18 protein-coding genes are annotated in these 22,725 nt (G+C 46.1%); 6 read left to right on the top strand and 12 right to left on the bottom strand.

Features of this window, described 5'->3' with window-relative positions; genetic code table 11:
• The first annotated feature begins 5 nt into the window (after positions 1-5).
• Both L0991_18755 and L0991_18760 read left to right on the top strand, forming a co-directional pair.
• Complete coding sequence (locus L0991_18755) at positions 6-755, top strand: ADP-ribosyltransferase (GenBank protein XGB64071.1); 750 nt, start codon at positions 6-8, stop codon at positions 753-755.
• 15 nt (positions 756-770) lie between these two features.
• Entirely contained in the window at positions 771-1,544 is a 774-nt protein-coding gene (locus L0991_18760) for an ADP-ribosyltransferase (protein ID XGB64072.1), read from the top strand.
• Positions 1,545-1,629: 85 nt separating this feature from the next.
• Here L0991_18760 and lhgO read toward each other — a convergent pair whose 3' ends face one another.
• The 4 genes from lhgO to L0991_18780 form a co-directional block, all read right to left on the bottom strand.
• Positions 1,630-2,847 (bottom strand): L-2-hydroxyglutarate oxidase, encoded by a 1,218-nt coding sequence (gene lhgO / locus L0991_18765; GenBank protein XGB64073.1) that lies wholly within the window; start codon positions 2,845-2,847, stop codon positions 1,630-1,632.
• Positions 2,848-2,873: 26 nt separating this feature from the next.
• Positions 2,874-5,051 (bottom strand): TRAP transporter permease, encoded by a 2,178-nt coding sequence (locus tag L0991_18770; GenBank protein XGB64074.1) that lies wholly within the window; start codon positions 5,049-5,051, stop codon positions 2,874-2,876.
• Between the two features lie 148 nt (positions 5,052-5,199).
• Positions 5,200-6,213 carry a TAXI family TRAP transporter solute-binding subunit gene (locus L0991_18775; protein ID XGB64075.1) on the bottom strand — a complete coding sequence of 338 codons (1,014 nt, stop codon included), beginning with the start codon at positions 6,211-6,213 and terminating at the stop codon, positions 5,200-5,202.
• A gap of 320 nt (positions 6,214-6,533) precedes the next feature.
• The gene (locus L0991_18780; protein ID XGB64076.1) at positions 6,534-7,874 is read right to left on the bottom strand and encodes a sigma-54 dependent transcriptional regulator; all 1,341 of its coding nucleotides are present in this window, start codon (positions 7,872-7,874) and stop codon (positions 6,534-6,536) included.
• 205 nt (positions 7,875-8,079) lie between these two features.
• On the opposite strand from L0991_18780, the gene L0991_18785 reads away from it, so the two are divergent.
• Positions 8,080-10,143, top strand: a complete 2,064-nt coding sequence (locus L0991_18785) for an ATP-binding protein (protein ID XGB64077.1) — start codon at positions 8,080-8,082, stop codon at positions 10,141-10,143.
• Positions 10,144-10,251: 108 nt separating this feature from the next.
• Here the strand turns inward: L0991_18785 and L0991_18790 are convergent, their stop codons facing one another.
• From L0991_18790 to L0991_18815, 6 genes are all read right to left on the bottom strand, one after another.
• Positions 10,252-12,702, bottom strand: coding sequence for a beta-N-acetylhexosaminidase (locus L0991_18790; GenBank protein XGB64078.1), 2,451 nt, complete (start codon positions 12,700-12,702; stop codon positions 10,252-10,254).
• A 136-nt stretch (positions 12,703-12,838) separates the two neighbouring features.
• Positions 12,839-13,468: a bifunctional 4-hydroxy-2-oxoglutarate aldolase/2-dehydro-3-deoxy-phosphogluconate aldolase gene (locus L0991_18795; protein ID XGB64079.1), complete on the bottom strand. Its 630-nt coding sequence runs from the start codon at positions 13,466-13,468 to the stop codon at positions 12,839-12,841.
• Between the two features lie 20 nt (positions 13,469-13,488).
• A complete protein-coding gene (locus tag L0991_18800) occupies positions 13,489-14,436 on the bottom strand; it encodes a sugar kinase (protein XGB64080.1) in 948 nt (315 codons plus the stop codon).
• 89 nt (positions 14,437-14,525) lie between these two features.
• Positions 14,526-16,040 carry a sodium:solute symporter family protein gene (locus L0991_18805; protein XGB64081.1) on the bottom strand — a complete coding sequence of 505 codons (1,515 nt, stop codon included), beginning with the start codon at positions 16,038-16,040 and terminating at the stop codon, positions 14,526-14,528.
• 206 nt (positions 16,041-16,246) lie between these two features.
• The gene (locus L0991_18810; protein XGB64082.1) at positions 16,247-16,639 is read right to left on the bottom strand and encodes a RidA family protein; all 393 of its coding nucleotides are present in this window, start codon (positions 16,637-16,639) and stop codon (positions 16,247-16,249) included.
• 85 nt (positions 16,640-16,724) lie between these two features.
• Positions 16,725-18,158, bottom strand: a complete 1,434-nt coding sequence (locus L0991_18815; protein ID XGB64083.1) for a D-aminoacylase — start codon at positions 18,156-18,158, stop codon at positions 16,725-16,727.
• A gap of 176 nt (positions 18,159-18,334) precedes the next feature.
• Here L0991_18815 and L0991_18820 point away from each other — a divergent pair, with 176 nt between their 5' ends.
• Both L0991_18820 and L0991_18825 read left to right on the top strand, forming a co-directional pair.
• Entirely contained in the window at positions 18,335-19,609 is a 1,275-nt protein-coding gene (locus L0991_18820) for an amino acid deaminase (GenBank protein ID XGB64084.1), read from the top strand.
• Between the two features lie 89 nt (positions 19,610-19,698).
• Complete coding sequence (locus L0991_18825) at positions 19,699-20,562, top strand: MurR/RpiR family transcriptional regulator (protein XGB64085.1); 864 nt, start codon at positions 19,699-19,701, stop codon at positions 20,560-20,562.
• Between the two features lie 121 nt (positions 20,563-20,683).
• On the opposite strand, the gene L0991_18830 is transcribed toward L0991_18825, so the two are convergent.
• Both L0991_18830 and L0991_18835 read right to left on the bottom strand, forming a co-directional pair.
• Positions 20,684-21,226 (bottom strand): AAA family ATPase, encoded by a 543-nt coding sequence (locus L0991_18830; protein XGB64086.1) that lies wholly within the window; start codon positions 21,224-21,226, stop codon positions 20,684-20,686.
• A gap of 53 nt (positions 21,227-21,279) precedes the next feature.
• A complete protein-coding gene (locus L0991_18835) occupies positions 21,280-21,819 on the bottom strand; it encodes a hydrolase (protein XGB64087.1) in 540 nt (179 codons plus the stop codon).
• A 189-nt stretch (positions 21,820-22,008) separates the two neighbouring features.
• Between L0991_18835 and L0991_18840 the strand changes: the two genes are divergently transcribed.
• Positions 22,009-22,593 (top strand): porin family protein, encoded by a 585-nt coding sequence (locus L0991_18840; protein ID XGB64088.1) that lies wholly within the window; start codon positions 22,009-22,011, stop codon positions 22,591-22,593.
• Positions 22,594-22,725 lie beyond the last annotated feature (132 nt).

Here is a 22,725-nt window from a genome sequence, read left to right on the forward strand (position 1 = left end):
ACACTATGAATACTCGTTTTTTATTACTGCTCTGTTGTCTGAGTTTTACGACCTTCTCTCAACCGTTTGATTCGCTCAAACAGCCAAACCGTTCAGAGGAAGAAGTGACCCAGCTAGCAGAAGACTTCAAAGACTGGTCAAAGGCTTCCAATGATTGGCGCTATTCCTTCATCACTGCTAATGAAAAGGAAGCAGTGGAAGACTTTTCCATTTCTGGCTATCAGACCGCTAATGACTACCTAAGAGCCACTGACACCTCAACATGGGGGGTCGCAGGGGCGGATGCGAGGCATTACATTCGCACGGTTAAATCGGCTCTCAACAAGCTACCAAAATACAAAGGGACCGCCTATCGAGGCACTTGGGTAAAACAATCTTTACTTAATAAGATCGAAGAGGGGGACGTGTTGGTCGAGCCAGCATTTACCTCAACGTCTACTCTCCCAGAAGTCGCTAAGCGCTTTTCGGTAGTGCATCCCAACTCCCCGCAAAGGCTCAAACGAGTACTGTTTGAAGTAAACATCAATCAAGGGGGGCACACCATTGCTGGGCTTTCGGAATACAGCAAAGAAGCAGAGGTTCTATTTGCGCCAAATGCACACTTCCGAACCACTCAGATAGAGCGAACCTCTACCCATACCTACATCGGCGTGGAAACGGTGAAGGCATCTGCAGTCAAAAATACTCAGAAATATAACCTCTACTCAGGCGAAGAAGTAGAAGCGTCATTTTGGCACTCTCTCGTTTGTACATAAACTAAGGATCAAGCAATGAAAAAATTTATTGGAGTGCTTTGTCTCTCTTTAATGATCAGTTTTTCGGCACAGAGTGAGGAGTTTCCTGAGTTTAAAGGGCGTTCACTCTCCTATCAGGCGCAACAACAAATTGCGGATGACTTGATGGATTGGGCAACGACACACCATGTAAAAGCTGAAAAAAAGATGATCAGTGAAGAGTACTCTGCCATCAAGAATTACGGCCGAGTTGACCATGATGTGGTGAATGAATACATGAGAGCGGGAGAGCCTGAAGGCTACTTATCCGAAATGTTTGGCCGAACATTGAAATCACGCGTATTCCACATGCGAAATGTCATGAATAAACTGCCTAACTACAAAGGTACAGTTTATCGTGGCTCATCCATCAAGAACTCACTACTCGATAAACTCAACGTGGGTGATATTCTGCATGAGAAAGCGTTTTTATCGACATCAACTCTACCAAGTGTCGCCAAGAACTTTTCTTCAGCCGGTGTTTATGAAGGTGCTTCTGCTGCTCAATTCAAAATTGAACTCAAGTCGGCAGGTCGCGCCATTAACGCGTATACGTTCAAACCAGATGAAGCAGAAATACTCGCGAAGCCAAACACCTACTTTCGAGTAGAAGCGATTGAGCGAGTCTCACCCAACAAAAACTACATCAAGATGCGTGAAGTAAAGAACCCTTCTCGATACCTGAAAGCGGAACCTGATATCCACATCTATGACAGTTACAGCGGTGAAGAAGTAGCGGTTCGCAGCCGTAGCTCACTCTATTGCCTATAGTGTAGCGTGCCTGCTATTTTGTAAGCAGCTGATAAAAAAAGACCATCATCAAGATGGTCTTTTTTATTACGGAGGCTAGGGCTATTTAACTGGCTGTTTTACGCATTATCTTGCCACAAATGTATTCGCCAATAGGCATCGCTGAAGTCGCCGCTGGCGATGGTGCATTGCACACATGCAAGCTTCTTGGGCTTTCCGCAAACAGGAAGTCATGAACCAAGGTTCCATCTTTGAGTACCGCTTGAGCACGAATACCTGCAGGGTATGGCTTGAAGTCAGACACAGTGATACTTGGGCAGTACTTATTGACCAACTTTAGATATCCCGGCTTCCACCACGAGTTTTTGAACTCTATCAAACCGGTTTTTAGGTGCTTAGCCGTCACCTTCCAAAAACCAGTAAAGCTCAGCATCTGCAAGGTATCCTTGATGCTAAAGTTCAGCCTACCGTAACCTTCTCGTTTCCACCCTTGAACCGCGTTGGGCCCTACCGTTACCGAACCATCAATCATGCGTGTTAAGTGCACGCCGAGGAAAGGCAGCTCAGGATCAGGGATAGGATAGATAAGGTGATTCACCACTTGGTTATGTTTAGCATCCAGCTGATAGTATTCACCGCGATAAGGGACGATTTGGAAGTCAGTTTCAATGCCAAGCATCTTAGTCATTCTGTCTGCCATTAAGCCTGAACAAGTGATCAAGAATCGACTGTTCAACTGCAAGGTCTGCCCATCCACTTTACAGGTTAACTGAACCTCATCGTATTGCTCATCAGCCAGGATAACTTCCGTACCTAAACTCAACTCCCCACCAGCCTCAACAAACTGCTGAGCCATCACCTCAGTGACTTTTTTGTAGTCGACGATACTGGTGGTTTTGACGTAAATCGCCCCTAAACCAGTGATGTTCGGCTCGGCGAGTTTGAGCTGCGCTTGATCCAACAAATCGACATCAATATCGTTATCATGGCAGCGCTGATAGAGTGCGTTCATGCGCTCAACTTCTTGCTCATTGGTCGCAACCAATAACTTGCCGCAGTTTTCGACGGGGATATCATGTTGGCGGCAAAACGCGATGGTGCGCTCCACGCCACGCTTACAGAAATCTGCTTTCAAGCTACCCGGAGCGTAGTAAACGCCAGCGTGAATCACACCACTGTTGTGACCTGTTTGGTGCTGCGCAAAGCCACGCTCCTTTTCGACTAAAAGGATACTTTTATCAGGGTGAGCTTGTTGCAGTTGCCATGCCGTCGACACGCCAACAATGCCACCACCAACGATAATATAGTCGTATATTGAGTTCATAATGTTCCTACATTCAGTCCTTTAAATTATAGGGAAGAAGCGACAGTGCCAGGCTCGGTTTGAGACAAAGACTCTTGCTCTTCATCCGACTGCTTTTTCACTTGATTGATATCGTACTTACGACCGCTGTATAAGAAGATAGCAACAAACAGTGCCACACCTACCAAGCGGATCACGATTGACACATCAGGCCAAACCAAAGCCACACCTAAGGCAATCAATACCGCGCGCAACACAAGATTGATTTCGCTCTCGAGGTAACCTTCAATCGCTGCAATAAACGCATAAGTGCCAATAATAGCAAAGCCGCCAGTCACTAAAACCGAGGTCACATCCCAACTTACCAAGTTGGTGTAAGCGATAAGCAGTGGCACCAAGTACAAGCCTTTGGCGATCTTCCATGCCATTAACCCCGTTCTCATTGGCGGCGTTTTAGCAATCGTTGCTGCCGCAAAGGCGGTTAAACAAACCGGTGGTGTCACGTTGCTGTCTTGCGATAGCCAGAAAATAATCAAGTGTGCAGAGAGCAGCGCAAGGCTGATCGCTTCTAAGCCTAAACTTTGCTCAAGCAGGGTTTCGACAAAATCAGCGGGCACTAACGCAATCAGTTCTTTTGCGGTTTCCAGAGCCATTGGTGCATTAAGCAGTTCAAGCTTTTCTGGCGCTGCCAACATGAAAATCGCTTTCGCCTGTTCAGGTAACTGACCCGAAACCAACAGGTCAAGCAGCTGGCTTTCAGCAATCAACTTGTACAAGGCTGGAGCAGACAGAGTGCCCAACACGATGTAAGCCGCAGTTACTGGCAGGCCCATACCGAGAATCAAAGATGCTAGCGCGATCAAGGCAATCATTACTAACAAATCACCATTCGCCCAGCTATTGATCATCAATGAGAAGGTATTACCAATGCCCGTGGTGCTGATCACGTTGATCACCAAACCAATACCCACTAGCAATACGGCTGTGGTTGCCATGTTTTTTGCGCCTTGAGAGAGCGCTTCGATGATCGCCTTTGGTCCCATTTTATGATTTTTAGAGAACCACGACGCGACAACTACCGAGATGATTGAGATACCCGCAGCGTACGTCGGAGTAAAACCTTGCACTAACAGAGTTACAAGCACTGCAAGAGGGATAAGGTTATGCCAACCAGACAAGAGTACTTTTAATAGAGGCTCACAACCTGAAGAGACTTTTTGTACACCGCTACGCTTCGCTTCAATACGTACGAAAAACGCCACTGACAAGAAGTAGATAAGCGCTGGCAAGAAAGAGACTGCAATGATGTCGACATAAGGGATCTGTGTGTAAGACGCCATGATAAAGGCACCAGCCCCCATCACAGGTGGCATCAACTGCCCACCCGTTGATGCCGCCGCTTCAACACCTGCCGCAAAACGCGAAGGGAAGCCTGCTTTTTGCATCAGAGGAATACTGATAACCCCCGTCGACACCGTATTAGCCACGCTAGAACCGGACACTGAACCCATCAAACCAGAGCCAATCACCGCAATAAAACCGGGACCACCGATCACTTTGCCCGCCGCGGCACGTGAAACATCAATGATGTAGTCACCGACGCCCGAGCGTACTAAGAAAGCACCAAATAGGATGAACATGAACACGAAGGTCCAGCTGATTCTAGAGATAGAACCAAACATACCTTCCGATGAATAAAAGCTTCGGTAGAGTAGTGTCTCAAGGCTCAAACCAGGAAAGTGGAAGATACCGCTGGTCCATTGTCCCCACACCACTACGTAGCTCAAACACACCAGAATGAGTACAGGAATAAACCAGCCCATGGTACGACGAATCAGCTCAATGACGATGGCAATCGCCAAGATAGAGAAGAACCAATCACTGGCGATGAACTTTACGCCTCGCTCATAAAGGGCATCCTCTGCAAAGGGGATATAGATAAGGCAAGCCAATGCTGCCAAGGCAATACCGATATCGACCGCCAGCGCTACCTTGCTCTTTTTCAATGAGATATGAGCGGGATACCAAAGCGCACAAATGATCGCGAAACCAGCAAAGTGAGTCGCAGAGATCCAAAGCTCCGGTAAGGTAGATAAGGTATTAAACCAAATGTGTAATAGGGAGAGGATCACTCCCATGGTTGTTATCGCTTTGCCTACCCACGGAAAATCCGTTCGGGTCGGCAATTCAAATTTTTTCAGTTCCTGCTGCAGCGAATCGCTCATAGAAAACTCCTGCTCTCCACAGCAAAATGCGCAGAGAAAATCCATAAGATAAGCAGGTGCACGAACCCATTCACAACGTGAACGCGCACCTAGCGGTTAAGCCATTAAAGATGGGGGATCGACTAAAAAAGTGAGTCGACGAAAGCCGTTAGTTAACGATCAACTCAGAAGGAAGCTCGATGCCCACTTCTTTGTAGTAACGTGCTGCGCCCGGGTGAAGTGGAACAGGCAGACCTGCAATCCCTTTCTCAAGCGCCATGGCTTTGGTTGCTTTATGGATGCCTTGTAGGAAAGGTAGGTTTTCATAGATAGCTTTGGTTAGTTGGTAGACATCTTCTTCTGAGATATCTTCACGAACCGCTAGGAAGTTAGGTTGAGCGATTGTGGTGATCGGCTTATCAACACCTGGGTAGGTATTGGCAGGGATCTCGTACTTGGTCCAGATGTTGTAATCGCCATTCGCTTGTTTGATCTGTTCATCGGTAAACGAAAGGATTTGAATATCTTCACCTAGAGCAGCAAAAGCTTGGGTTACTGCGCCCACAGGTACACCCGCTGGGGTGTTCATGCCGTCAATAGTGCCATTTTGTAGCGCACTCGCACTGCCACCGTAACCCATAAAGGCGAGTTTAAATTGTTCTGGGTTTACTGATAAGCCCTGCATGATCTGACGACCTGAGTTCTCTGTACCTGAGTTTTTCTTACCGATAGAAAATTTCTTACCGTTGAGGTTTTCTAAATCACTCATGGTGCCTGTTTCAGCCAGATCCGAACGAACAATAAAGTGCTCCACATTTTGCCAAAGCATAGAGACAGAGCGCAGCTGAGTTTGGCTACCCGATTTTTCGTATGGCCCTAGTCCCTGCCAAGCCCACGCGCCGTACAAGCCTTGCAAGATAGCGAACTGGGCTTCATTTTCATTCAAAAGTTTTACATTCTCGCCCGACCCGGCAGAACTGATAGCCGCCAAAGAAAAGTGCTGCTTTGGCGCAAGCTTAACTTTACTCAATGTCGCCAACGCCACGCCTACTGGGTAGTAAGTCCCACCAGTTGAAGCGGTCGCCAAGATGTAGCTGCGCTCTTCTTGAGCAGAGGCGTTGCTGATAAGGCCAATGGATGCCATTGCGATTGCTAAAGTTTTAACTAGCTTGTTGTATTTCATTGTTACTCTCCATGTAGAGTTATTCACGTTATATTTTTGTTAACAACAATCGCTAGATAGCAAATGCAATGCCAAAACTTAACTTTATGTTTTTATTGAAATTTATTTATATCACCATTTAAAGTGAGCTAATTATTGCTTATTTAATAGTGAATGAATGAGCCATTTTTTGCTTATCCAAAACAACCATTAACATCTGTTCAGAAGTAGCTAGCTCACACTGTGACCTATTTATGTGATCAATATTTATAAAGTGCCAAATATGAGGTGAGCCATTTCTTGCTTATTGGCTCAGAGCAACCCTTAGCTCTAACCGCCATTTATGAATCGACATAATCGCTTCGGTTTAACGCATAGCGCACCATCTTTTGATTCAACGTTCGACGAGGTAAATCCAAATCTTGCATCACGTCATTGATGCGCCCTTGATAACGCACCAGCGCATCGTGAATCACTTTACGTTCGAAACTCTGCACCTGCACCGCCAACGGAATTCCCGCAGTGGCAGATTCCGTTACCGAATTGGGGCGACACGCCAAGATCTCCCCAACTGTTAGGCTCTCATCTAGTGCAAAACGAATCGCGACATTACGCAGCTCACGCACATTACCCGGCCATGCATAAGACAATAAGGCGTGGCGATCGGCCTCGCTGGCAACCCGAGTTTCACTGTTCGCTTCTTGAGTAAAGTGTTCAAAAAGGATCAAAGCGTCATCTTCACGCTCACTAAGTGGCGGCAAGTGCAGTTGGGCAACGTTCAAGCGATAGAACAGATCTTGGCGAAAGTCAGGATGATTCAATAAGTCACATTTCGAGGCAGAGACTACCCTCAAATCAACGTGTTGCTGCTGGTTCCCCCCCACACGCTCAACGACATTGTCTTGTAAAGTTCGCAGCACCTTGACCTGCATAGACAAAGGCATGCTCTCTATTTCATCAAGGAAGACCGTGCCTTTATCAGCAAACTCAAGCTTACCGATGCGTCGCTTTGCTGCTCCAGTGAAGGCTCCAGCTTCATGTCCAAACAGTTCACTCTCAAACAAATTTTCAGGAATGGCACCACAGTTAAGCGGCACAAAAGGGTGTCTTTTACGTTCGCTAAACTCATGCAAGCAAGAAGCGACTAACTCCTTACCACAGCCAGTTTCACCATAAATGATTACATTAGTGTCTATGGAAGCCACCTTCTGTATTTGTTCGCGCAGTTCGCACATCACCTTGCTGCGACCAATCAGAACCTGCTCAATACCCTTTAGGTTATTTAAGTAGCTTTGACGGTTAACTCTGTCTTGGCTGCTTTGGTACTTCTCGACCGCTTCAGAAACGGTTTGGGAAAGACGTTCAGGGTCAAACGGCTTTTCGATGAAATCATAGGCGCCTTGATGTAACGCCTTTACCGCCATATCAACATCACCGTGTCCAGTAATCAAAATAACTGGGACTTCTGGCACCAAACTCTTAAATCTTCCAAGTAATTCCACCCCATCAATATCGGGTAAACGCACGTCACTAATGATGGTGTGGAAATCCCCCTGCTTGACTGCGTTTAGCGCATTTTGCCCAACCTCAAACGCAGTGACATCGAAGCCAGCCAACTGTAACCACTGGCTGGTTGCTTGACGCACAATCGCATCGTCTTCAATCAAAGCTATACGTTGCATGGTCTATTCCTAACACTTGAACCGAATATGCCGCCCACGGTATTCAAAAACAGTGCTGACGAAAAGGAGCTAGCTCCCACTTTGAATAACACCTCTTTAACAGTTTTATGATGTTTGTTAGGTTCAACTTGTTTCACTCTCCAATGGTTCAAAAAGCAAACAGAAACTGATTTAAACCACTAATTTAAAAAGGATTTAATCAAGAATGATAAACAACAATCGATATTGGTTATTCCTGTTTGCCTGTTTAATCATTGGTTTAGTACAGGTCACCACCAAGAATGGAATCAGCCAATGGAAGCTTGAGCAAGCACAGCGCTATGCTGAGCAGCGCTTCCTTGGCTACATCGCTGAAGCAAGGCGCACCCTAAAGCGCTTCTATTACCTGCCCTACCTAGTTACCAACGACGAAACTACGGTTCGCTTTATCGATGGTGAAGAACCTCTTGAAAAACGCATCAAAAAACAACTTATTCAATTAGACAAAGCAGCGAATACCAAGGGCTGGTACCTACTCTCCCACAAAGGCGATTTGCTAGTATCGAGTGTGGAAAGCAGCCAACTCAGCCGTAAAAACGCCAACACGATAGTCTCTAAGATCCACCAGCAAGGCGGGGCGATTTCAGTAGTAACCAAAAGCAAAGGCGTCACCCCTGATTACTTTATTGCCGCTCCGGTGTATCGAGCCTCTGATGTAGTGGGCATTGTTGCGGTGCAAATTGACTTATCGCTACTGACTGATCAATGGTTTGCCGATGGCGAAGCAATCCTGTTCCAAAACCCTCGCGATCAGTTCTTTCTCTCGAGTGACAATAGATTGAGTGCTGACTGGTTTAACGACACCTTCAATTCGCAGCCTACGGCCACCAAACGAGAGTTGTACGACCAAACCCACATTCGCGTTTGGCGACTCCAAGGTAAGGATTACCTAATTCAGTCCATCAAGTTAGATGACCTCAACTGGCGTTTAACCTACCTCACCCCATTAACTAGCCTCAATCAAACCACTAACTGGATAAGTTGGAGCGTGGCGGTGGGCTGTCTTTTCATCATGCTATTGCTGGTCATTCTCTATCAAAGACGCCAGAAAAAACTCAGCAACCTACGAATCCAAAAGCTAATTGAAGAGTCTGAAAAACGGTTGTCTGGAATGATCAACAAGACACACGTTGGACTTGTGCTGATCGATAAACACGGTCACATCCACGACATTAATTTGATGGCGAAAAACTACTTCTGCCTATCCGATTCGATGATCAGCAACATCAAAGCATGGCAACTTTTTGAGGCCGGTAACCCGAACTCAACCACTTTGCAGTTGTTGAAGAACTTAGAACAACATCAGGAGTTGGCCGAGATCACTAGTGTTGAAACCATGGCAAGACGCAGCGATGGCAGCTACTTCCCGGTGTTGTTCTCTATTAGCCCCTTTCCTTGGCATGCTACTACCTATTACCTATGTACTGTGATTGACATCAGTAAACGTAAGAAAGCGGAGATCGCGGTACAGGAAGCTAATAAAACACTTCAGCTGAGGGTAGAAGAGCGAACGCAAGACCTAAAAGATGCGCAGCAAGAGTTAGTCGAATCAAGCAAACTTGCCGCATTGGGGCGCATGTCTAGCGCGATTACTCATGAACTCAATCAACCGCTTACTGGCCTCAAAACCTTGCTTTCAAGTAATCAATTACTGATGGAGAGAGGCGAGACTAAGATGTTGAAAGCGAACATGGATCTGGTAATGAGCCTGATCGACAGAATGGCCAACATGACGAGTCAGTTAAAGTCCTTCGCCTTTCAAAGATTGGAAAAGCCTTATCCGGTTTCACTAACAGACGCACTTCAAGAAACCCTACGCATTCACCAAGCCGCGTTAGAACGTGTCGATATTCGAGTACGTGTCGCCTCTAATGTTTCAATGGTGATGGGCGAAGAAGCACGACTTAGACAAGTGCTTGGGAATCTCTTAAGCAATGCTATCGATGCTACGCAAAATCAGAAACCAGCGACCATTGTTATCAGTGTTCATACCGAACAAGAGCGTGTCATCATCAGGGTGCAAGATAACGGTTGTGGCGTATCCGAAGACCAACTAGAAACTATTTTCGAACCCTTCCACACCAATAAAAAAATGGGCGAAGGTCTCGGGCTCGGACTCGCCATCACCGCCAACAATGTACGCGATATGCAAGGCTATCTAATTGCAAAGAACAACCCTGAACAAGGAATGACGTTCACACTAACGCTTAAAAGTGCCGATAGTGAGTAATCGCTTACATAACATCTTAGACACATACTCTATTTGAATTCTGAAACAAAAAAACCGCCCATAGAGGGCGGTTTGGAGAGTTTATTAGCGTGTGAGTTATTCTCTCGCTTACTTACTCAGCTGCTTGAGCAGTGACTCCGTTGGACGAACAATCGCAATGATCGATTCATCGTAGATCTTCGCAGCATCAGATAGGATAGCTTGGTAGGCATTCGCGTCTGCTTCTCGAACTTGCTCACCCGCTTTCACTTTAGCAATCAAGGTTAACGCCAGATCGGCAACTTCGACCGTTTTCTCTGCCACCACCACAGTCTCTACCGAAGAGACGTTAGCAGCAAAGATAGTTTCAGCGGCAAATGCAGCCGATTTTGCTTGCTGATAATGCTCTGTAAGTTGCTCCAATGCCTGTTGATTGCCTGTCGCAACTTCGTTAACCAAGTCTTGCATCTCATACACCGCATAGCTTTCTACTGGCAGCGCATCAACAAAGCGGTTTAGGCGCTCGTATTGACTGTACAAAGTGCCTTTAGGCTCTGTTGAGTTCCATTTCTCCCAGTTACGAGCATAGTATTGTGCTGGCTCGGTATACTTTGAGAGAATACGAAGATCTTGGATATCTTGGCCTCTGGCAATACGCTTCAGCAACATATCAGCATCCGCGTGGTGACGCAGACCTACTGAGATTTCCGACCATGTATCCATCGCTTTCATGCGCTTGTACATGCTGCGTTCATCAGTCAGTTCAGCATCCGACCAGAAGCGTTCTGCAATAGCGTAGCTACGAGGCCATAAGTAGTTTTCTACTGTGAGGCTGTCTTTGTTCTCAAGCCATATCGTAATCTCACCACCTAGAATCAACTCTTTTTCTTTGTCGGTGAGTTCTGCAGGGTAACCACCATTGGGCTCAGGGATTACACTGCCTTCGATATCGCTACTCGCAATCACTTCACCTGTGGTTGGCCAGCGCACGTTACCAATCAATTGGTAGCTACCCTCAGAGAACCCATTTGGATTTAGGTTCAGGTTAAACTCAGTGTAAGACATGAAGTTATCGAAATGACCGACAAAAGTTTTGCCCGGCACATAATCAAGAATGTAGATCTCTTCACGAGACTTACCGTTGTAATCGCTAAACGCACGGAAAGTACCGTCTTTTGCTTCAATGATAGTCAGCGTTCCCTTACGTGGGCTGCCTTTAGAGCGAGGCTTTTGCCACTGGTAAGTCACGAACTTCTCGCCGCTGTGAAGCTTATCATCAACCGTGATGCCAGTTGGCATTGGGTCATTGCGGTAGTGGTAGCTAGTAGGCTGAGGCTGGTCTAGGTAGTAGCCGGTAGACAGAATACCTGGATACCCCTCTTGCGCTGCACGGCCGATACTATCGTGACCTTGCCAGCTTTGAATCACGATAGAAGTTGGCAGATCTTTGTGCCAAATCTCATCCCAACCCGTCATCTTCTTGCCGCGCTCTTCCAGCATCTTCTCAACTTTTACGTTGAGGTAAGACTGCAAACCGCGCTCGCCATCAATGTCGTTCTCTTCGATGAATTTCTGATGCTTTTCGCTGTTGATCCATTGAGAGTAATTTGGCTCATCGCCACCAATATGGAAGTACTCATCTGGGAATAGCTCGGTCACTTCATCAAACACATCACCCAGCATTTCATAAAGCTCTGGGTTCAGAGGGTCCATCAATGGCTCAAACACACCCCAGCCGCGCTCTTGGTCATAGCTTTGACCTTCGCCACCCGACATTAAGCGTGGGTAAGCATGCGCCACAGCAGAAGAGTGTCCCGGTAGTGAGACTTCAGGAATCACACGAATACCAAGGTTACGAGCGTACTCGACTAGGTAACGAACTTGGTCTTTGGTGTAGTAATCACCATCGGTAGTTTCTGACCATAGGCGCGGCCAAGATTCCGTTTGAATGCGGATACCTTGGTCGTCCCAGAAGTGCCAATGGAACACGTTCATTTTCGCAGAAGCCATCGCATCTAGCTGACGAATCAACACATCAAATTCAATAAAGTGACGAGAGGTATCGTAGGAAACACCACGCCAACGGAAACGAGGTTCATCAACAATCGTAACGGCAGGAATGTGGTAGCCAGTCGCTGTTGTTTCAACGAGCTGTAAAAGGGTTTCGATACCGTGAATAGCGCCATAAGGACTTGGGGCGCTCAGCGTGATTTGTTCACCCTGAGTGGTAATCTTATAAGACTCTTCTGAGTCGATGTTCTGAATTTCAGACTTTGGAGCTGCGTCAATATCAATGATCAGGTTTGCTTCGTCTGCGCTATCAACCTGCCAATTCAGAATCGGGATACCGGTTTGGCGTACCAAACGATCGACAAAGCGTTTCGCCGTGTACTCAACACGATCAGAATTATAGCCTTTGATGTAAACCTTGAAGTTACCGTCGACCTTTACTTGCCCTGCTTGTAGTTCAACCGTTTGTGGGTACGGCATTAAGTTAAGATCGGTATTCGGAGCCATTGCTAACGCCATTGGGGACACTACTGAACCTGAAATCAATAGAGACAATATAGTTTTTTTCATTATTAGTTTTCCTATATAACGGGGGTTCTGTTTTGTTTATCGGAGGCGATTCACAAAACAGAACCATCAGCCACTGCTGCTGTTTGTCGTCAATTCAAAACAAATGAGCTATTTGCTTTTAGCTATTAGCTATTAGCTATTTAACCAGCTCAACCGCTTCACGAACCAGCACGGCAATCTCGTCCCACTGCTCGTTTTCGATCATCTTTGGAGAAACCATCCACGTGCCACCACAGCACACGACGCGATCAACGGCTAAGTAATCATTAACGTTGTGTTTACCGATACCACCTGTAGGCATTAGTGACACATCAACGTAAGGCGCTAGCAAAGATTTCACCATGTTGATGCCGCCAGACGCTTCTGCTGGGAAGAACTTCAAGAAGTTAAGGCCAAGTTCAAGCGCTTGCTCTACTTGGCTTGGGTTATTTACGCCAGGAACGATTGGCATGCCGATCTCTTGGCAACGCTTAACTGTGTTTGGATTCAAACCAGGCGCTACGATGAACTCACTGCCCGCCTCTTTCGCAAGATCGATCTGCTCAGGGGTTAATACTGTGCCAGCACCGATACACATCTCTGGGTAGGCATCACGCATCGCACGAATCGAATCCGCTGCCGCTTCGGTACGGAACGTCACTTCTGCTACTGGCAGGCCGTTTTCTACTAACACTTTTGCTAGTGGAATCGCGTGTTCCACCTTGTTGATTTGAATAACAGGGATAACTTTGAATTGCTTAAGAGTGTTGATCATTTCTTGAGACATAATAATTTCGCTTTATCTTTCTATTTTTTGATTAAGTGGTTCATAGCGCTTACTGGGATGATGGCGCCTGAATATTGAATAACGGTAGAAGCCAGTTGGTGGCCGAGTTCAGCAGCTTCGGTAGCACTCTCGCCCGTTAAGCGTGCAGCTAAGTAACCCGCCGCAAAGGAGTCACCGGCAGCGCACGTATCAACAACGTTCGCAACAGCTGTCGCTGATACGTAGCTTTCTACTACCTTGCCGCTTTCTACCTGAACAATTTTGCATGGCTCACAGCCACGCTTGATAACGATCTCTTGGCAACCCAAGCGAAGGCAACGTTGTTGAACGCTCTCAGAGTTACCCCAAACCAGTAGGTCGTCGTCTTCAGTGATCAGCGCGATGTCTACCAATGGCAATAACTTGGCGTACCAATATTGAGCTTGGTCAGTCGTCCAAAGCTGTGGGCGATAGTTGTTATCGAAAATCACCTTACCGCCTTGATTTGAGAACACGCCAATGGCTTTCAACAGGCGTTCACGGGAGGTGTCATCTAAAATCGCGATACTGATCCCGCTAATGTAAACCGCGTCGACTTGTTTCTCTGTCAGCGCGATTTCAAGCTTATTCAGATCATTCGCTTGGAAGTAAGATTTGACTGCCGCATCGTTGCGCCAGTAATGAAAGTGTCGTTCACCAATCTCATCGGTTTCGACCATGTAGAGACCCGGAAGCTTGTTCGCAATGCGCTCTACGAAATTGGTTTGAATACCTTCTAACTGCCAACTATCAATCATATTTTGAGACAGTTCATCGCCACCAAGACCTGTCGCGTAATGCACTGATAGGTCTTTATGTTGAGTTAAGCGAGAAAGGTAAAGCGCGGTATTTAGCGTGTCACCGCCAAACTTTTTGGTTAATGGAGAGCCGCTGATTTCGACCATACATTCGCCAAAAAAAGCAATATTGTAGTGTGAAGATGTCGACATAGCCGATCCTAAAATAGAGAGATATATGGGGAAAAGGCCCTACCACTAAGCAGGGCCTGAGTTAAGCAAACCAGTTGTGGAGACTAGGTTTAGCTTGTTTGATTTGCAGGGCGTTGAGGTGCCGCTTCTTCTTCAAGTACGCCAGTCTCAGACATTTCCATCTCCATCAGAGCACGCTCGTCATCAAGAATCGCTTTTGCCATTTCTGGTGTTACTTGGTTAGCCGGAGTCACTAGGCTCACTGCCACACCTGCTACTAGAGCGAACAAGCATGATGGGATAACAGGGTTGCCCCAGAATGCTGTGTAGTCAGCGTTTAGCATTACTACGAATGAAGCTACTGAAGCACCCACTAGCGTTGCAAGTGCACCTTGCCAGTTGTAGCGTTTCCAGAATTTACCCAACATACCGCACACGAACATGCCCGACATAACCGTTGAAATCATCTTAGTGATGTAGCCAATGATGTCGTTTGACGTCAGTGCAAATAGCAGTGCAAAACCAATCACCACAACCAAAGCTAAACGAGAGTAGTTCATCATTGATTCTTTGTTTGGTACACGACCGGTGAACATCACGTATACGTCACGCAGCAGAATAGACACACCAGCAATCGCATCTGAGCTTGCGCTAGACATGGTTGCAGATAGGCCAGCGATAAGAACAATCATGCCAACGCCAACTGGAAGTACCGTTGCTGCGATGTAAGGGAACGAGAAGTTGGGGTTATCCAGCGTTGGGTCGATAGCGTGTGCTGCCATACCAATGATTGCTGGAATGATAGAGAAGAAAAGGTACAACACACCAGACGCCACGAATGAACGACGGATAGTTGAAACATCTTTACCAGAGTAAATGCGTTGACGGAATGAAGGCGTCGCCAGAACACCAACACCGATAACCACAGCCAGAGAAACAGCAGGCAGAATGCCTAGTTTATCGATTGCTAAAAAGCTCGTAGCAGCAGGGTCCATCGCAGCGTAAAGGTTATCCATGCCACCAATGTGGTTCACAGACATCACCGCCATCAAGATGAAGCCAGCAAAAAGGATAATAGCTTGGATAGTATCGGTCCATACAACCGCTGTGTAACCACCGATAACAACGTAGATAGTGAATGCCGCTGCAATAATGATCTTCGCTAGGTTCAGGTCAATGTCAGCAATCCACGCTAGGTACATACCGCCACCTAGAATGTGCGCACCTAACCAACCAATTGACGCGATGAAGATAAGTAGGCCAACCACGTTTTTCACGATTCGGTTAGCACCCACGTAATACGCTAGTTCTTCACTCATTGTCATGAAGTTCAGCTTACGAACCGGAGCAAACCATAACGCAAGCAATAGGATGCCAACAGCACCTCCAATTCCGTACAGAGCACCAGCCCAGCCATTTGCGTAGCCGAAGCCAACCGCACCCATACTTGAACCTGTACCGACCATCGTCGCTACCGTTGTACCAAGTACTAAAAATAGTGGCAGGCCACGGCCGCCTAATAAGAAATCTTCGCCAGATTTTTGATTACGCGAGACAAACCAGCCTAACCAAATTAAAAAACATACGTACACGCCGAAGCCTGTAAGAAAAAGAGTGCTGTTCATTTGACACCTCTCAGTGAAATATTAAGCTCATTCCTGAACTTTTATTTATGATTCATTCATTTTATATTTCATATAATTACTTTATTTATTTTGTATATTTTAATTAAAGTAATTTTTATAAATGTAGGGTGAGAGTATTAAGGAATAATAACAGGGATGATTACGCCCTAATACTCTCTAAGTAGGTTATTGTGATTAGGTTATTACTATACGCGGTCAGCGCGGTAGCAAGTCACATCTACTTCAACTTTCACGTCTACGACTAGGTCACAAACCATGCAGATACGTGCCGGTGGGTTAGCACCAAAGAACTCTTTGAATACCTTATTAAAAGATTGGAAGTAACGAGAGTCCGTTAGTACAACCTTTACGTGTACTACGTCTTCTAGGCCGTAGCCTGCTTCAGTCATGATATCGACACAGTTTTGGATCGCTAGGCGAGACTGGTCAATAATGCCACCCTCAACTACTTCACCATCTGTCATCGGTGTCTGGCCAGAAACGTATAGGAAACCACCCGCTTCAGTTGCGCGTGCAAATGGTAAATGTTGTCCGCCTGTACCTGTTCCGCCTTCAACACCGTAACGTTTAATAGTCATTTTTTAACTCCACTTCTTTATAGATAATATTGGTTGATTTCCAATATATTTAAATTAATTCGTCGTTTTATTTTCGTGTATTCAATTAATTACGATAAATAAAAACGCCAGAACGATTATTTCTTACTTTTCCTTTTTGGTAAGTTAACTCACCATTTACAAATACACTTTCTATTCCTTCAGCAACTGAAATAGGATTTTCAAATGTTGCTGTATCTTTAATATTCTTTGGATCAAATAAAACTAAATCAGCAAATGCACCACATCGAACTTCACCTCGACCAGACAAGTTGTAGCGCTCTGCCGACATTCCCGTCATTTTGTGAATCGCTTCTGGTAGCGAGAACAGTTTTTCATCTCGGCAGTAATGGCCTAACACTTTCGGGAAAGTGCCCCACAACCTCGGGTGTGGATGTGGGTCATTAGGCAAACCATCGGAACCAACCATGGTCAGCTTATATTTCAATACACGTTTTACGTCGTTCTCATCCATGCAGTGGTAAACCGCACCAGCTGGTTGAAGCGCTTTCGCAGCGTCCATCAGTGATAGGTTCATCTCATCAGCAATCTGCTTAAGGGTTTTGCCTGCATGTTCTGGTTTTGCTTCAGACCAAGTGATGAAGATATCGAAATCGTCCGTCACCTGTTTCAAATCTAATGTCGAAGAGCTCGCTGAATATGGGTAGCAGTCGCAAGACACATCTTGGTGCTCTGAAACCTTGTCCATCAAATCAAGTACTTCAACGGTTCTGCCCCAGTTGCCCGCACCTGCACATTTAAGGTGGGAAATAACAACCGGTACTTTTGCGTATTGCCCGGTCTCAAACGCCTCTTCCATCGCGCTTAAGATCTCTTCGAATTCGGTACGCATATGTGTGGTATAGATGCCGCCATGGCTAGACAGCACTTTGGCTAACTGCATTACTTCATTGGCGTTCGCTTGTTTCGCACTTGCGTAAGCCAAACCTGAACTCAAACCTAATGCGCCTTGCTCCATCGCTAAATCAAGGTTGTTTTGCATCTCTGCAATTTCATCTTCTGTTGCAGTGCGTTGTAGGTCATCCATCACTTGGTTACGCAGCGTGGTGTGACCCACTAAAGCAGCGACGTTCACCGCTGGTTGTGCTTGCTCCACCGCTTGTGCATACGCGGCAAAGGTTGGGTATTTGAAATCAGCCTGCGCGCCTAAAAGGTTCATAGGGTCTGGTGGATCACCAGCTAAAACCGTTGGTGACGCACTGATACCACAGTTACCAACAATCACGGTTGTTACACCTTGGCTGATCTTTGGTAAGCAGTCTGGGTAACGAATGACGTTGGTGTCGTCGTGTGTGTGTACATCAATAAATCCAGGAGCCAATGCTAAGCCTGCTCCTTCAACCAACTGGCCACAATCTTCATGATCAATGCTGCCAATTTCGGCGATTTTTCCATCTCGGATTGCTACATCGGCACAAAACGATTGTTCGCCGGTGCCATCGAACACCTCTACATTTTTAATTATCGTATCGAACAACATTTCTCACTCTCTCAATCCACTCTGTTGATGGAGCTATATTAAAAATACAGCCGATTATTTTCAGTGACAAAACACACATAATATTTTAATTTGTGTGATAGTTTCTATCACAAAGCAAACGCAAGATAGATTTAAACATTAAATAACAACCACTTAAATCATGTTAGGAATCAGCAATGAAACATAACCCTGCACAAAAAGATGTTATAAAGTATCAAAAAGATTGTTTCGTCTTGACTGAAAGAGGCCAAAAAGGGAGAGCAGTATCACAAACTGAGAACGGCGTTTATCGACTGGTCGATGAAGATATTTCGCTTCCGGTAGCAATTATCAAACAATCAGCCTTAACCAATAACCTGAATTGGATGCAATCATTCGCCGATCATCATCAGGTGAAATTATCACCACACGGCAAAACATCGATGACGCCTGATTTTTTTCGTCAGCAGCTAGAAAACGGCGCTTGGGGAATTACTGTTGCGACACCTGCACAAGCAGAGATTGCGGCAATGGCGGGTGCAAAAAGAATCATCATGGCCAACCAATTGGTGGGTAAAACCAATATTGCGATCGTCGAACAACTTATTCGTGAATTCGACGTCGACTTTTACTGCTGTGTCGATTCACCAGTGAACGTGCAACAACTGAGTCAACACTTCGCTAATACCGAGCAAACGCTAAAGGTTCTGATTGAGTTTGGAGTACCAGGCGGCCGCTGTGGCTGTCGCTCACCACAAGAGGTTCTAGAGCTTGCACAAACCATTCAAGACGCACCTGCACTTTCTCTTGCGGGTATTGAGGTGTACGAAGGTGTGATTCATGGCGACAATGCCGAGCAAGATATTCGTACCTTCTTAGAGCAAGCACTAAGCTCTGTCGAAAGCCTTGCATCAGATGGACTGATCACGGGACAGCCAATCATCACTGGCGCGGGATCGGCTTGGTATGATGTGGTGGCAGAGTGCTTGGCGAACCTAACCGATTACTTGGCGATCATCCGCCCAGGTTGCTATGCCATTCACGATACTGGGATCTACCTAGATGCTCAAAGCAAGGTGTTACAGCGCGCACAAGTAAACCAAGGTTACGCGTGTGAACTGGGTGGGGATTTAGAATCGGCACTTGAGGTTTGGGCATATGTTATCTCTCGCCCAGAGCCAACCAAACTGGTGATTGGGCTTGGTAAACGTGATGTGGCCTTCGACGCGGGATTACCTATTGCTGAACGCGGATATCGCAATGGCGAATCTATCTCAGTTAAAGGCCTGACGGCGACTGCGGTGATGGATCAACATACTTTCGTGGAAACGGACGGCTCATCAGAGATTGAAGTGGGTGACATGATTGCGTTCTCAACCTCACACCCGTGCTTGACGTTCGATAAGTGGCGTTACATCGCTATCAGCGATGACGACTATCAGGTAACAAACTGGGTAGGGACCTGCTTCTAGCTCGATTTTTCAATAAGCTAGAATCAGCGAAGCATTCAGATATACTAACGGGGCTAAGGCTTAGCCCCATCAACAAAGGATCAGGATTCTTGAGTTTAGAAGTAGATATCATTTCACAGATAACAGAGCGTTTTCCCGCTCTTCGTGATGCCGAGAAAAAAGTCGCCAAGCTGATAATGGATGACATCGATTTTGCTGCCAAAGCCAGCATTACAGAACTCGCTGAAAACGCGCAAGTCAGTGAAGCTACCATTACCCGTTTTGCTAAGGCGATTGGCTGTAACAACGTACGTGATATGAAGATCAAGCTTGCTCAAACCCTAACAGTTGGCCAGCGCTTTATTCTCGAGCCGGTCAACCAAACTGGCTATCAAGGTATCTACGAGTCGATCAAGCAGAGCCTAGACATCAACCGCACTCTATTTAACGAACAAGATGTTGAAACTGCAGTAAACTGGCTGCACAACGCCAGACAGATCATTGCAATCGGCATGGGTGGCGGCTCAACTATTGCCTCTCAAGAGCTGCAACACCGACTGTTTCGTTTAGGCTATCCAGTGGTGTCGTACAATGATGGCTTAATGTCACGCATGGTTGCGGCAACAGCCGATGCCAATGATGTGATGGTGATGATTTCCGCGACAGGCTTTACACCCGTTATCACCGAAACCGCCGCATTAGCTAAACAGTACGGACTTAAGATCATCGCAATTACGCCACAAGACACACCATTGGCAAACATTGCAGATATCTTGTTACCTATCAAGCACATGGAAACTGATTTCATCTACAAGCCATCGGCGTCTCGCTACGCAATGCTAGCGTTAGTGGATGTGCTTTCAATGGGCATGGCAGTCAATCACAAGAACCGATCGCGCGATAAACTGCGCCGCTTGAAGGTTGCTTTAGACTCCTACCGAGGTGGCGGCGACCGACAACCTCTCGGTGATTAAACGTTATCGAGACTAAGCTTCCCACAGCTCAGTAAAAATTGAATCTAGATAGAAAAGCCCCGCATTAATCACTCAATCGAGTCGATACTGTTGGGCTTTTTCGTTTGGATGTTTCCTGAAATCACTCATCTAAGTCAATGGAAGTTAAAATGAACTCTACTCGTTCTTCAACAGAGCTCTTCGGCACTTCCACCAGTTGATAACCAAATCGGGTATAGGCTTCTACCATCTTTTCATAGGTGGCGACTGCCTCTTCAAAATCCTGTTTACGCTCTTGGTCATTGATAAAAATCGCCTCCCAAGGTGGAAAGATAAACACCTTAGTGCTGTATTCAAGTTCATTGCAGAGATCTAGTAAGGAGTCTGGAATAGGCAGTGCTTCTAACAGGCTGTAGCCGTATGAATCGACAATGCATCTATCAAAGAAAACGGGCAGGTTACTCGCCTGAAACGCCTGATAATTGACTAATTCTTCGCGCACCATCTCATCACGAAAAGCCACTTTATCTAGCCAAGGTAAAGCACTCCCTTGTTGGGATACTTGGTGTTGAATCACTTTACGCCCAACCTCTGGTGCGCAGCGATAGCCCTTGCTTTTCAAAGCGTCGATAACCGAGGTTTTGCCGGATCCCGGCCCACCAGTAAATACAATTAGATTGCTCAAATAGACCTCTTCAAATGGGAAAATTAACGAGTTGGACGTTAACGAAGCCATAGTTAACGAATAAGGGAAAGGATAGGTTTAAACTCTGGGGTTCGGCAGTCTTTCACAAGCTCGTATAAGCTCATCTCTAACCCAGTGATTTGAATGCCTGACTCTCGCATTCGGCAAATGGCTAGCTCCTTATTAAACGCCGTTCGAGAACCAATACAGTCGCTAATTACCTCAACTTTGTAGCCAAGATCCAATAACCCTATTGCCGTTTGATACACGCAAATATGAGCCTCAATCCCACACACCAACCACGTATCCACGTTCTTGGCTTGCACAGCCTCAACAAACTGGGGCTCATCACACGCGTTGAATGTGAATTTAGTTACTAACTCAACATCGCTCAATAAGTCATTCAGTTCGCTGACTGTTGATCCCAATTTATCTGGATTCTGCTCCAAGTAAATGATGGGCAGCCCCAAAACCTGCGCGCCCTTAATCAGCTTCCGACAGCTAGAAATAAGTGTCTCACTCTCATCAACAAGGCGTGCGAGCTTGCCCTGAACGTCCACAACCACCAAGCCTGTATTTTGTCTCATTAGCATGTGTATTCCTTGTTTTGGCAGCCTAACTCACTAAGCAATCTGATGGATATATTTTCTACTATGTAACGATTTAGCTTACAAAGCCATACAGTAATACGTATAAGACTACGGAATAATGCTCACCAACGGTCGAAAGGCCAAAAACAAAAATAATTGATACTGCATGACATTAAAGAGTGAGTAAGAACAATGAACAAATTCGCGAAATCAGCATTAGCACTGGGCTTAATCGGTGCGGTTTCTCTTCCAGCATTAGCAGCAGGAACTGACGGCGGTGCGTACATCGGTGGTGGCCTTGGTGTGTACCAAGATTCTGATACAGACGGTCAAGGCAACCTAGACTCAGACGGTATGGGTTACAACCTATATGGTGGCTACCAGTTCAACCGTATTGTTGGTGTTGAACTTGGCTACAACGACTACGCAGACTACAAAAAAGGTACAGATAAACTGTCTCCAACGTCTGTTTCTGTATCTGCAAACCTAGGTTACACGTTCGACAACACAATTCGTCCGTTCGTATTGGCTGGTTTAAGCTCTGTTGACCTAAACGCAAACAAGAGTGCTGGTTACGCTGATGACAGCGGTACAGGTTTCCACTTCGGTCTGGGTGTTGAATACACGCCAATCGAAAACCTAACACTACGCCTAATTTCACAAGCTGATGCTGTGAGCGTAGAAAACTACTATGTCGGAAACAACAGTTCATTCAAAACTGATGACAAGACACTGGCATTCAGCAGTGTTAGCCTAGGTGGTTCTTACAACTTCTAATGTAGCGAGCCTACGTAGAACACCCTAACGTAAATAATTCACTTTGCTGTTCCACCTTGTCATGAAGGTCACTCAGTAAAGTGAATTTTTTGTTTCTACTGCCCCAAACGCGTCATTTCACTTTAGCCAGTT

The organism is Vibrio chagasii (genome assembly GCA_041879415.1).
Classification (GTDB): Bacteria; Pseudomonadota; Gammaproteobacteria; order Enterobacterales; family Vibrionaceae; genus Vibrio.